Origin of the sequence: Deinococcus hopiensis KR-140, assembly GCF_900176165.1 — a bacterium.
GTDB classification, from domain to species: domain Bacteria; phylum Deinococcota; class Deinococci; order Deinococcales; family Deinococcaceae; genus Deinococcus; species Deinococcus hopiensis.
The window spans coordinates 1-11,856 of the sequence record NZ_FWWU01000010.1 but is presented as its reverse complement, the minus strand read 5'-3'; the positions used below and the strand labels follow the sequence as shown (position 1 = coordinate 11,856).

At 66.5% G+C, this 11,856-nt stretch carries 13 protein-coding genes; 5 read left to right on the top strand and 8 right to left on the bottom strand.

Going from position 1 to position 11,856, the window contains the following annotated elements; all coding sequences use genetic code 11:
• The first annotated feature begins 131 nt into the window (after positions 1 to 131).
• On the top strand, positions 132 to 488 hold the full coding sequence (locus tag B9A95_RS32810) for a hypothetical protein (RefSeq protein WP_139807115.1): 357 nt from the start codon (positions 132 to 134) through the stop codon (positions 486 to 488).
• Between the two features lie 90 nt (positions 489 to 578).
• Here the strand turns inward: B9A95_RS32810 and B9A95_RS28735 are convergent, their stop codons facing one another.
• A complete protein-coding gene (locus B9A95_RS28735; RefSeq protein WP_139807114.1) occupies positions 579 to 1,229 on the bottom strand; it encodes a hypothetical protein in 651 nt (216 codons plus the stop codon).
• A gap of 31 nt (positions 1,230 to 1,260) precedes the next feature.
• Here B9A95_RS28735 and B9A95_RS28730 point away from each other — a divergent pair, with 31 nt between their 5' ends.
• Entirely contained in the window at positions 1,261 to 1,926 is a 666-nt protein-coding gene (locus B9A95_RS28730) for an MBL fold metallo-hydrolase (RefSeq protein ID WP_084051055.1), read from the top strand.
• Here the strand turns inward: B9A95_RS28730 and B9A95_RS37335 are convergent.
• The 3 genes from B9A95_RS37335 to B9A95_RS28715 all read right to left on the bottom strand — a co-directional run bounded on the left by B9A95_RS37335 (position 1,880) and on the right by B9A95_RS28715 (position 4,689).
• The gene (locus tag B9A95_RS37335; RefSeq protein WP_425429985.1) at positions 1,880 to 2,644 is read right to left on the bottom strand and encodes a transposase family protein; all 765 of its coding nucleotides are present in this window, start codon (positions 2,642 to 2,644) and stop codon (positions 1,880 to 1,882) included. The two genes, B9A95_RS28730 and B9A95_RS37335, sit on opposite strands and share 47 nt — an antisense overlap.
• A 399-nt stretch (positions 2,645 to 3,043) precedes the next feature.
• Positions 3,044 to 3,241 carry a hypothetical protein gene (locus B9A95_RS28720; protein ID WP_084051053.1) on the bottom strand — a complete coding sequence of 66 codons (198 nt, stop codon included), beginning with the start codon at positions 3,239 to 3,241 and terminating at the stop codon, positions 3,044 to 3,046.
• A gap of 1,037 nt (positions 3,242 to 4,278) precedes the next feature.
• Positions 4,279 to 4,689, bottom strand: coding sequence for a hypothetical protein (locus B9A95_RS28715; protein WP_084051052.1), 411 nt, complete (start codon positions 4,687 to 4,689; stop codon positions 4,279 to 4,281).
• A 486-nt stretch (positions 4,690 to 5,175) separates the two neighbouring features.
• Here B9A95_RS28715 and B9A95_RS34265 point away from each other — a divergent pair, with 486 nt between their 5' ends.
• The gene (locus tag B9A95_RS34265) at positions 5,176 to 5,343 is read left to right on the top strand and encodes a hypothetical protein (protein ID WP_170928827.1); all 168 of its coding nucleotides are present in this window, start codon (positions 5,176 to 5,178) and stop codon (positions 5,341 to 5,343) included.
• A 200-nt stretch (positions 5,344 to 5,543) separates the two neighbouring features.
• On the opposite strand, the gene B9A95_RS28710 is transcribed toward B9A95_RS34265, so the two are convergent.
• The 3 genes from B9A95_RS28710 to B9A95_RS28700 form a co-directional block, all read right to left on the bottom strand.
• Complete coding sequence (locus B9A95_RS28710) at positions 5,544 to 6,389, bottom strand: MBL fold metallo-hydrolase (protein ID WP_212648405.1); 846 nt, start codon at positions 6,387 to 6,389, stop codon at positions 5,544 to 5,546.
• Position 6,390: 1 nt separating this feature from the next.
• A complete protein-coding gene (locus tag B9A95_RS28705) occupies positions 6,391 to 6,921 on the bottom strand; it encodes a hypothetical protein (protein ID WP_084051051.1) in 531 nt (176 codons plus the stop codon).
• A 123-nt stretch (positions 6,922 to 7,044) separates the two neighbouring features.
• A complete protein-coding gene (locus B9A95_RS28700; protein ID WP_170928826.1) occupies positions 7,045 to 7,539 on the bottom strand; it encodes a cupin domain-containing protein in 495 nt (164 codons plus the stop codon).
• Between the two features lie 174 nt (positions 7,540 to 7,713).
• On the opposite strand from B9A95_RS28700, the gene B9A95_RS28695 reads away from it, so the two are divergent.
• On the top strand, positions 7,714 to 10,002 hold the full coding sequence (locus B9A95_RS28695) for an AAA family ATPase (RefSeq protein WP_170928825.1): 2,289 nt from the start codon (positions 7,714 to 7,716) through the stop codon (positions 10,000 to 10,002).
• A gap of 105 nt (positions 10,003 to 10,107) precedes the next feature.
• Positions 10,108 to 10,278 carry a hypothetical protein gene (locus tag B9A95_RS34260; RefSeq protein WP_170928824.1) on the top strand — a complete coding sequence of 57 codons (171 nt, stop codon included), beginning with the start codon at positions 10,108 to 10,110 and terminating at the stop codon, positions 10,276 to 10,278.
• 252 nt (positions 10,279 to 10,530) lie between these two features.
• On the opposite strand, the gene B9A95_RS28685 is transcribed toward B9A95_RS34260, so the two are convergent.
• Positions 10,531 to 11,856 (bottom strand): ATP-binding protein (locus tag B9A95_RS28685; protein WP_212648404.1); only part of this gene is annotated, 1,326 nt, incomplete at its 5' end.

Genomic DNA, 11,856 nt, shown 5'->3' with positions numbered 1-11,856 from the left:
GAGGACGTGGGCCCCCTCCCCTACCTTATCCACGCAAATGGCTGCGCCAGAGGAGTGTGGGCAGCCCAACCCCTCGCTCAAGGCGAGACCCTCCAGGCCTCCGCTTCCCCACAGACCCAAGGGGTAAGGCGGTGCGCTTTGTCCGCCGGGCCGCCGTGCTGTTCCCGCAGACCATGCCGGACCGGGTGACGGCCAAGCTCACCCAGACGGGCCCCGAGGTCTACGGAAAGGCGCGCTGCAAAGCCGGCTCAAAAGGCCCTCGCGCGCATTCAGCAAAACGCTTGAGCATCACCGTAACGCCGCCCGACATGTTCCCCGCGCCTGTAAAGCGACGGAGAGCAAATCGGGTCCATACAGCGCGGGCGGTGAAGCAGGAGGGGTACCGCGCGAAAGCCAAGTCGGGCGCCGCGGTGCTGTCCGTTGATTCTAGTGCTCAGGATTCGGGTTCATCCGGGATCAAACAGCGGAGCGAGCAGGAAAAACGGTGATGGAGAGGCGTGGAATCGCCGAAGCGAAATGGATTTGCAAAGCTGCGCAGCAGCGGGGATGGCACGGATGATTCCCGAACCGTCTGGGACTCAAACTGCAGCGGGAGCCAGACCGATGAACACGTTGTAGGTCTCTCCGTGGGGGTGAGCACCATGACGGTATTGCTCCAGCAGCTGCATCAGGCCCCGCTGCAACGCCTTGGCCTGCCCGGAGGTTAATACCAGCGTTTCAAGTTCCAGCAGCGCGGCAGGAAGCGGTTCGTCCAAAGGAGAGCAGCGGCACTCCGCGGCCTGCGTGGGAAGAATGTTCCAGGTCCCGCCGCGCCGTTGAAACAACAGGCCCCAATCCCCGCCAAGCCGAGCACCCACGCCAGCGTACTCGCGAAGCATCCGGTCAAGCAGGGGCAGATACACCGCACGCGCCAGCTCGGTCAGGCTCTCCGCAGAGGTGAAGCGGTAAGGCACCCAGTACGCGTCCGCACTCGACCGGTATACCTTTGAGACGCCGCGAGGATGGTGCTCCTCACCTACGGTTCTGAGTATTCCCAGCCGTACCCAGCGTTTCACGCGCGCCAGAGTGGTATTGGCCGAGGAACCACTTTGCCGCGCAGCCCGCGTCACCGTCATCTCCTGCCCCACAAAGGGGAGAAGTGCGCCCCTCTGCTCACTGTTCAGCAGCACTTGAATTGATTCAGCGTCCTGCAATGCCAGCTCTTGAACGGGTGATTGAAGTTGTGGCATATCACGTTATGGTAAGGGCACACTGCAGTCCATGCAACGTCTTGCGCCTGGTGTTCATCTGATTGCTTTGCAGCCAAAGTTTGCCATTAATGCGTACATCCTTGGAGATATTCTGATTGATGCCGGCATACGTCAATCTGCAGCGCAACTCAAACAAGCCCTACAGCACATCAGACTCCGTGCCCACGCGCTGACCCACGCCCACCCAGACCATCAGGGATCCAGCCATGCGCTGTGCACGCATTTCGGTCTGCCCTTATGGACGAGCCAGAGCGACGCCGACGCCATGGAACGAGGTGACCTGACGCACACCATCCCGACCAACATCGTCACGCGCCTACAGGGAAAGTTCTGGACTGGCCCCGGCCACGCGGTCCAACGGGTGTTGCGTGAAGGCGACGATTTGAATGGCTTTGAAGTGCTCGAAACCCCGGGGCATGCTCCGGGGCACTTGGCATTCTGGCGAGAAAAGGACAGGGTTCTGATTTTGGGCGACGTTCTGGTGAACTTGGATTTTCGCAGTTGGCAGACCCGAATAAAAGAACCTCCCCGACTGTTCACGGTGGACCACGAGATGAATCGCAAGAGCATCCAACGCCTCACCGCGCTGCAGCCTGAAGTCGTTGCTTTCGGACATGGCAGGCCGGTGCTCAATGCCGACCAGTTCCAGAGGAGCGTGCAGGCGCTTTTGTCCTGAGCCGCAGAGATGTACGGGTGGCCATCACTTCGTCCACGTTCTCGGCGCAGTGACCGTTTCGCCGGCCCCTCCCGTGAACGTGCAGGCCAATGCGTAGGCCGCAAACACCTGGGACCCACGCCGCGCAACTGGGCGGCCGGGCACGGTGACTGCGGGGTGGAGAAGCGCGCGGGTGCAGGTCCGGCCGCGAAGCGTTCTCAAGACCCATTGCGCCGTCGAGGGAGGGGCGGTCAGGCGAAACCCGGCGGCCCCTCCTCCCGGAAGTCAGGCGGCAAGGGGGTCTGCCGGAGGAAGGCCACCCGACCACCCCATACGGTTTGGGGTTGTTCCTGAAGCGCGCCTTGCAGGCACGGAAGGCCTTGATCCTGTTGATGGCGTGCTCGGGGATGATCTGCACTGTGAAGAACAGAGGGTTCCGTTCGGGCTGCTCGCCGCTCAACTTGCCTTTCTTCAGGCGCTTGACGGGCACGGTGGTTTTCCGCTTGGGGCAGACCCGTTGCGGCCAGATGTAGCCGCGGTCTCTCCACACCCGGACGCCGGGGCAAGCGGGGTTGATCCAACGGAACTGCCAGAGCACGTTCATGCCGTGCGTGCGGCCATAAGCACCTGAGCTGGGGTGAACAAGCTGCCCCTCAGGCGTGACCGCCTCCTGCGTCTTGAGGGTGCGGGCGCCTTGCTTGACGCTGCAGACCCGCGCCTTGTCCTGGGGCCGACCCACCGGCGCCTGACCCTTCTTCACCTTCGGCTGCCCCAGGGCTGCGCCATCCACGGTGACACCGGTGGGTTCTGGGAATCCCTCGGGGAATTCCTCTCAGGAGCGGAGCTTCCTCGGCCTCTTCGCCCCCGTTCCGTAGCCTGGCGCTTCGTACGGGCCGGTCTGGAGCGTCCGGGAATGCAGGGAAGCAAGGCGTGAATGTCCCGGCACACTTTGGCTGCGCCAAGGTCAAACGTCTGCGTGCTCTGCTTCACGACGTGCGCCCGGACCTGCAGAATGGGGCGCTCCACAACCCGGAGATTTACGCGAAGTACGTGGCATTCGGGCGGAGGACCGGGTATGCCCTGCGTGACAGTCGGGAGCCGCTTCCGGAGCCCAGCGGCCTTTGCGCGCGATCGCCCCTCAGAACGAGGAGGGAAGCGCGGACGTGGACTTCACGTCGACTCGGGCACTCTCCAGGCGGCTGGCGAGGGACCGGAGTGTTTGGGCGAGGCGGGTGCGGAAGGGGACGGTGACGGCGGCAGCTAGGCGGTACTGCTGGGCTTCCCGGTGGTACTGGGCGATGAGCTCCTGCCTGCGTTCGGCTTGAAGTGGTTGCATGTTGCCCTCCTGAGACAAAGAGTAAACCAGAACTCACAGAATGTAAAGTCGGGAATCCTATTCGTCAAAGAATGACCCGTCATCTTGGGCAAAGGTAAACAAAGCCCCTCCTGGCCGTGCTTGAGCACGGCCTTCTCGAGGACATGCTGCGCGGCTCCCGCCGTCCCAGCGCGTGTCGGACGCACAGCAACGGCGGGGGCAACGCGCTTTCGTCCGTACGCTATCCTCCCCGTCCAGCCCGTTGCACGCGGGCTCTCGCCCGACGTCACCCTGGATGCTGGAAATGTCGCCCTTACAGTTTCGGGGCCTCGAGTAGACGTGCCTGCCTTTGCGCCCTGCCCTCCGACTGTGTCACGCGGCGCCCCCGGCCTGGCCGCCCGGTTCCCGAAAGAACTGGGCTTGACCTTGCTCCCGGACGGCCGCCCTCGCGACGCCTCAGTGGACCGATCACGTCTTCACGCCTTTCGCAGCGTGCAAGACGCTTTGCCGCCTACCGTCAGTGGTATCCGGAGCACGCCCGGGTCAGGAATGCCCTTGCTGAGGACATTTCCGCGAAGCAGGGGTACAGCACCAGGTACAGCGCACCGCCCATGTTCAGACGGTGGCTGATCCAAGTCCCCATGTGGCAGAAGCTGCGTTAGAGCGGGTCCCCGAAGGGCGTGACCCCGTGCGGTACTTGCAGGACGCCAGAATCCATGTGGTTGTCGGAAGGCGCAGCGGCCTTGCTCCACGCCACGCCTTTTCTTTTTCTCACGAGGTCCGTCGCCCGTTGGGGTTGAGGGTGAACCGGGAACGCCGTCCCCGGCAGAGGGAACGCTGCTTGCCGGTGTGGGCATAACCATTGTTCACGGTGCGGACGCCCCTGCACTGCGGGCAGATGGGTGGCTCACGCGCCGCGAAACCCCTGTCATACGGTTCTCAAATGAACTTTGAGTATGAGAGCTGCTGCTCTTATTCTGCGGCGCGTAGGCCGAGACGGCAGCGGCATCCATCTTACTTTCGGGGAAGGTCTGGAATTCGTAGATGGTGCCGCCGCCCTAAAGCGTCTTGGCGTAGGTCTTGTCCTGCCAGCCCGCGCGCCAGCTCTTGGCCCAGCTGTTGCCATCAGCGAAATCAACCTGCACCGCGCCGTTGTAGTGGATGCCCGCGTCGTCCAGGCGCAGGGTCTGGGTGGTGCCGTTGCGAATCTTCACGGTGACGCCCCAGCCCTCGCCGTAGTACTGGTCCTGCACGCGCTGCACCTTGGTGACGCGCAGTCGCCAGATGCCGTTGAACAGCCGCCCGTTCACGCAGCCCTCGGCGCTGGCCTTCTGGCCCGCGCCGTTGCCTTGGGCGCCCGGGCTGGCCGCACCGCCAGTACCCAGCCGCACCACACCTCCCGGGGAACTGACCACCACGCCGAGCGCGGGTAGCACGCTGACGGGCACGTAGGTCTTGCCGTTGATCACGGCCGGCCAAGGGAGACCTCTCCACCTGTCAGCTCAGCCACCAAGGATCGTTCAGGGATCCGCAGTCTGGAGGGTTGAGGGGAATTCAAAAGGAGAAGGCGACCCGGAGGCCGCCTTGATTCCTCTAATATAGTCTGGTATTCACGTGTTGTCAAATCATGCAGCCGGATCTGAAGCGGGTAATTTCTGGCTGTCCAGCACGCGTTTGACTTGAGCAGCGTTGGCGCGGAAGGAGACCTGAATATGCGGCGGGCGTTTCTCCCCGAGGCTCGGCCTGCCACAGTCCAGGCTTGAGGCAAAGCGGTGATTTATTGATCACGGCGTAAATTCACATCGGTCCTCCAGACCTGGGGCGGTGGGGAAACTGATCAACGCACAAAACGTCCCTCTGGGATGGATACCGACTGATGCTGCGAACAACAAAGTGCATCTTGAAGACGTGCTGACGCAGGTTTTACTTATTTATGGGGCGGAGGTGGTGCGCACATGACGCGGGCCGTAACCTGCCTGGGCCGAACGGGGTGCGCCAACCCGCTTCCCGCGGACCCGCCCCCCCCTCTTCCTGAGCTTGTCCAGGCGGTGCAGTATCTGATCGTGTACCGGAAGGGCGCGCCCCTCCACGAGCTGGACGCCGCCCTGGTGCTGCTGAAGTGACCCCTGCAACTCCTGACCGAGGTCTGCTTGCTGGCCGGATGACTTCGGGGCGTGCTCACCGGTGGCCTCGCCCTGGTCACGCCCTTTCTCTTTGCGGTCCACCTGCACCGCCCTTGAACTTCCCGCTCCGCGCGTTCAAATAAAACCCCTTTCCGAGTCCCCCTGTGAAGCCGCCGGGGGGACTGCAAACGGCAACCGGGTCAGGGAGCTTGCAGCGCGGCGAGGTAACGCTCGGCTGACCGCCGCACCGCCGCACGGGCGTCCCGGTACACCACCTTGTCTGCCCACGCGGCGTACAGCCGTTCGAAGGGATACGGCGAGACCGCGGCTGCAATGGAGCGGACCGCGTGGGCGCTGAGGGGAATGAGGTTGGGAAAGCTGTACATGAAGCTGACCCAGCGCCGGTCCATCACCACGTTGATGAGGTCTCCCGTGAGGAGCGCCCCCAGACCTCCCGCCCCGCCCTGCCAGTGCAGCACGGCACCGCCCGCGAAATGTCCGCCGCAATGCACGAGCGTGAGGTCAGGGCCCAGCGCCAGCGACGCCCCCTCCCAGAACCGGATGGCCGGATCCGGGCGACACACCCACTCGTGGTCGGCGGCATGCAGGTAGATCGGGGCGCCCAGGGCGTGCGCCCACTCCACCATCACGCCGTAGTAGTGCGGGTGCGAGATGGCGATGGCGTCCACGCCCCCGAGCGCCGCGATGGCCGCGAGTCCGGCGTCGTCCACCACAGGCAGGCAGTCCCACAAGACGTTACCGGAGGCGCCCTGCACCAGCAGGGCGCGCTGCCCGATCATCAGTGAGGGCGTCACGCCCACGCCGTGCAGGCCGGGCTCCTCTTCCCACACGCGCACGCGGTGAGACGCACGCAGGGCTTCGAGCGAGGTCCAGGCCTGACCGATCCAGCCCACGTACTGCCGCTCGTCCTCGCACACCCGGCACTGTGCGGGCGGAACGGCAGAGGGCGCGTGCTGCGTGCCGCACGTGGCGCAGATGTAAGGCGTCAGGGCTTGCTGCGGACGCTGAGTGGCCAGCCTTTCCACGTCATACCCACCAGGGTGACGCCCGCAGGACGTCCATGCGCCCGCCGGCGACCAGGCGGTGGGCGCGAACCACGCTGAGGTCCGCGGCAGCCAGGCAAGCGAGGAAGTCGCATTCCAGGCGGTCGATGAAGTTGCTCAGGTTCAGCCGCCGGGAGACGTGCGGCACACCTTCTGCGCTGCGGCGGAAGGTGTACACGAGCCCCGCGGGCCATTCGCTCACTTCCGCGAGGAGCCGCGCGGAAGTCGTGGCCCGCACGTCCGTCTCGCCCAGGTCCAGGCCCAGCCCATAGATCAGGGTGGACTCGCTCCAGCCGTGAAAAGGGGACGGTCCGCTGGAGGTCCCCTCCCCATCCAGTCTGCCGGGCGTTCCACGCCACTCGGACCGCCCGCAGCGCAAGTTGAGGTGCGCGCCTTGCAGATCAGCGCTGTCTTGCACAACGTCAGCGAGGACGTCGCGTATCCGCAGGTGCCGGGCCTGGGTGAAACGGGCGTCCTGCCGCGCGAGGTCCGTGAGGGTGAGCTTCTGGCTCAACTGGGGTGGGTGGGGGGGCCAACACAACTTGAAAGGGCATGGAGACTCCTCGAGAAGCGCGCGGTGGGGCAGGGCCATGTGGCTCAACGTCAGCGCGCGCAGGGGCTGGCTGGGGTGGGTCCCTCAGAACGTGGGGGGCAGGATTTCCATGTGGTGGCGGGCGGCCACTTCCGTGACGCGCCCGACATCCACCTCGGCGGGGGCCGCTGGCGCCTGGCCCGGATGTGCGGGCGTGCCGAGCTCTTCAAAAAAGCGCTCGTGCATTCCGCCGGGGGACACCAGGATCAGCATGCGTGCGGGGCGGCCACTGGCGTTCACGAAGGCGTGGGGGACTCCCCGGGGCACGATGGTGGCAGCGCCGGGCGTGAGCTGCACCCGCTCCTCACCCACCTGAAAGGACACCTCGCCTTCCAGGCCGAAAAACGCCTCCTCTTCCAGCGGCTGACGGTGCGGCGGGGTTCCGGCACCGGGGGGAACGCTGGCTTCAAACAGCGAGTAGGCACCGGCTGTATCGGCGGCGCGGAGCTTGAAGGTCACGTCCACGCCCAGCACATTAAGCGTGAGGGGACCGGTGGAGGACGGCTGGGCCAGGCTGGAGGGCAAGGCAGATGCATTCATGAAAGACTCCCGTCGGATCAGGCGCGTTGGTGTGGTTGCCCAGCGCCTTGCAACCACAGTAGGAAACCGCGTGCGCCGGGTCATCCCGAATTCCTGGGATAGGCCTGCCCCCCCATCCCTCGGGATGGGGGGGGCAGCTCCCTGTCCCTCCGGAACCCCCGTAGAATGGAGCGCATGACCGGTGAGCGGGCGGCGGCCATGACCCTGACGGTTCAGGAGCCTGTCACGTCCCTCGTGGGTCGGGAACGCGAACTCGGCGGCGTGCGGGAGATCCTGAACTGGCCGAACGTTTCCCTGCTGACCCTCACAGGTCCGGGCGGCGTCGGCAAGACGCGGCTGGCCCTGGCAGCGGCCCGGCGACTCGCCCCGCAGTACCGGGACGGGGCGGTCTTCGTGCCCCTGGCGGCGGTTCAGCAGGCCGAACACGTCCTGCCCGTCATCGCCAGGACGCTGGGGGTGCAGGAGTCGCACCACACCACGCTGAGCGCCCTGGAGGGCCACCTGCGCGACAAGCAGTTGCTGCTGGTCCTCGACAACTTCGAGCATCTGCTTGCGGCGGCCCGGGACGTGGCAGCGCTCCTGCGGACCGTGCCAGACCTGACGGTCCTCGCCACCAGCCGCGCGCCGCTGCGGCTGTACGGAGAGCACGAGTACCCGGTGCCGCCCCTCTCCCTGGAGGGCCACGGCGGCGCGCCAGCGGAGGCGGCCCTGCTGTTCAGCGAGCGGGTCCGGGCGATATCGCCCGCCTTTGAACTGCACGCGGGCAACCTGAGCGACGTCAGCGAGATCTGCGCCCGACTCGACGGCCTGCCGCTCGCCATCGAGCTCGCTGCGGCGCGCGTCCGGCTGTTTCCACCCGCCGTGATCCTCACGCGGCTGGCCGATCAGCGGCTCAACCTGCTGGGAAGTGGAGCGCGGGATCTACCGTCGCGGCAGCAGACCCTGCGCGCGACCATCGACTGGAGTTACGCGCTGCTCTCCGCTCCGGAACAGCGGCTGTTCGCCCGGTTGGGCGTTTTCGTGGGGGGCTGGTCTTACGAGGCGGCCCAGGACGTGTGCCGCGACGAGGGGGGCGACGTTCTCGAGGCCCTGGCCTCCCTCGTCGAGAAGAGCCTGGTGCGGCGGCTGGACGGCGGTGTGCCCCGGTTCACGATGCTGGAGACGCTGCGTGACTATGCCCTGGAGCAACTGGTTCGGCGCCAGGAACTCGCCCAGATGCGTGAACGCCACGCCGGGTACTACCTGCGCTGGAGTGCGGAGGTGCAGCAGGGCCTTGAGGGGGCCGGGCAGGTGGACTGGCTGGCGCGCGTGACGGCGGAACAGCCCAACCTCCTGGCGGCCATGCAAGACCGGCTGGAGGTCAGAGACCTGAGCGCCGTGGGCGAGATCGCCTGGAACTGCGCGTGGGCCTGGGCCATCCGCGCCGATGACCGCGCTTCCATCCACCTGGAGGCGGTCGCCGGGCGGGCGGGCGAGGCCGCGGCCCGGGCGCAGTACGCGCTGACCTGGCTGGCCTTCCGGCGCGGCGATTTCCAGCAGGCAGTCCAGCGGGCGACCCAGGCCGGCGCATCCTTCCGCGCCGTGGGGGACACCATGCGCGAGGCCTACGCGGCGGCCCTGCTGAGCATGTCCCTGATGGCGTACCCCGAGCGGTACGGCGAGGGCCTGCACGCCTGTGCCCGGGCCCTCACCGCCGCCGAACACCTGAAGCGTCCCTGGCTGGCCCTGTTCGCGCACGGCGTGGTGGGCTGGACCCACGCCCTGCGGGGAGAGCTGGAGGCGGCGGAAGCTGCCCTGCGGTCGGCGCTGCAAATCGGCGACCGCACCGGAGAGCAGAACATGGCCACATGGAGCGCGCTGGGACTCGCCGGGTGCTGCGTTCGGCGCCAGGACAGCCTGGGCGCAGCGGCGCTGCTGCGGCGCGGCCTGCGGGGCGCGCACGCGACCGACGATCCGGCAGAACTCGCGGCCTGTCTGTACGGCCTTGCCGTCGCCGCTGTCATGGACGGACACGGCCACCGCGCCGCGCGCCTCCTGGGCGCAGCCACGGCGGTGCGGACCGAACGCAACATCTCCACGCAACTTGAGCCCGTCCTGTTCGGACCGGTGCTGGAGGACACCCGGGCCCGCGGGGAAGCGGCGTTCGGGGCCGCCTTCGAGGAGGGCCGCAGCCTCACGCTGGAAGCGGCCCTGGCCGAAGCTGCCGCTCCCTTCCCGGCACGGCGTGCTCCGCAACATCCCTCCGCGCCGCAGGTTGAACCCCGAGAGGGGGTGCGGCTCACACAGGCTGAGCGGGAGGTGTTGCGCCTGCTGACAGACGGCCTGAGCAACAAGCAGATCGCGGCACGCCGCGGCACCGGGGTCTACACCACCAACGATCAGGTCAGCTCCATTCTCTCCAAATTGGGGGTCCCGAACCGGGCGGCAGCCCTGCGGTACGCCCTGGAACACGAACTTCTCTGACCCGGCAAGAGCGGAATGTTCACCCCTTTGGCGGGGCCGTACGCAAAGGCGCGCGGGCCACCGCTGCTTCGCGCCTGGGCAGGAGGCCTGGCGTTACGGGGAAACGTGAACGGCCAACGCATCCTGTTTTCTGACCTGCCCTACCGAGATCCTGCGCTGGAGGACGCCGAGACCGCCCCCAGGGTCCCAGGACGGCTGCCCGTCCGTCCTGAACACCGCACATTTGCCAACCACCGGCAGGCCCGCACCTTCTGTCAGGGCGGGCAGCAGCGCTGAAACAATCCGGTGAGCAGGCAGATCATGCCCGTGTAGGTGTGCAGCGAACGCAACCAGATGTGGGTCCTCTCCTTCAGGGAGCGGGGACAACGGGTGGGCCTGACCGCAGCTTCAGGCCTTGCCTGCAGCAAACGCGAAATACGCGTTGGTGGTCCGCAGCGGCGAAACAAGCACCATCAAGCCCTTCTCTGAACGGTGTCTCCCAGCTCCGCCTACACCTGAAAACGCCCAGCCCTTTTCTGAATCAGACCACTACAGGAGTCTCCGGGCCCGCAGGTAAGCGGCGAGGTCGTCGTACGTGCCGTCACCATTGGCAAATTGCGCCACATTGCGGGCCGTGTCAAACCAGGCGCCGGTGCTGGGCTTCACGTCCCGCAGGGCGCGGCTGAAATCCTGCGGCTTAACCGGTCGGGCCTGCCCCCTGCGGACGGCGTCTTCCATCGCCAGTTCCGCAGCGGAATCGACCAGGTGAGCCAGGTCCGCGCCGGAATACCCCTCCGTCTGCGCGGCCAGCGCAGCGCAGTCCACACCGGCATTTGGGCGCTTGTCCAGATGCAGTTCCAGCAAGGCGCGGCGGGCCTCCAGGTCGGGCGGCAGCACCAGCACAGTCCGGTCCAGACGTCCGGGGCGCCGCAGGGCGGGATCGACGTCCCACGGGCTGTTCGTGGCGGTCAGAACAAACACGCCCTCGTTCGATTCGGTCGCTCCGTCCAGTTCGGCCAGCAGCTGGTTCACGACGTTCGAGAGCGAGTTGCGCATCTGGCTGCGTTTGCGCCCCAGGGCGTCCACCTCGTCCAGAAACAACACGCAGGGAGCCCGGCGGCGGGCTTCCCCGAACACCGCATGCAGGTTGCGTTCACTCTGACCGATGTACATGTCCAGCACGTCCGCGAGCCCCACAGCCAGGAAGTTTGCTCCCAGTTCTCCCGCCACAGCGCGGGCCATGAACGTCTTGCCGCAGCCCGGCGGGCCGTACATGAGGAGGCCCCCCCGCAGGGACTTGCCGTACATCTGCGCCAGTTCCGGATGCCGCATGGGCGTGAGAAAAGCGCGGTCCAGCCGCTGCTTGACCCCCTGCATTCCCGCCACGTCCGCGAAGGTCACTCGGGGCAGGTGGGGTTCGGTGAACGGAGAGGCGTCCCTGGGGTCTCCAGGTTCCTGAACCCGCAGAGCCCTGGCCTTGTTGGCCGGTGGGGTCGGCGGCGCGGCGCGGGCAGAATTGGCGTCGGAGGGATTCAGGTCCCGGCTGCTGTAGGCGTACTGTCCGTCCGGATCAAGCGCTGGATGCTCGCCTGGGCGGGCCACCTGCACGCCCGTCAAGGCGTTCAGAAGCTGTTGGTACCCGGCGGCCTTCGCCGGATCTCCCGTTTCGTCTGCCGACCAGTACGCCAGTTTCAGCGCCTCGACGTGTGCGGGTTGACGGGCCAGCACGTGTTGCGCCAGAGGCAGGGTTTCGCTGGCCCGGCCGTTCTGAAGCAGCAGCGAGGCGAGGTGAAGCCGGAGGTCGTCGTTGTCCGGATCAGCCTGAAGGCTCTGCGCGAGGCTTTGCAACACGGCGTCGTTCACCATACCCGTCCC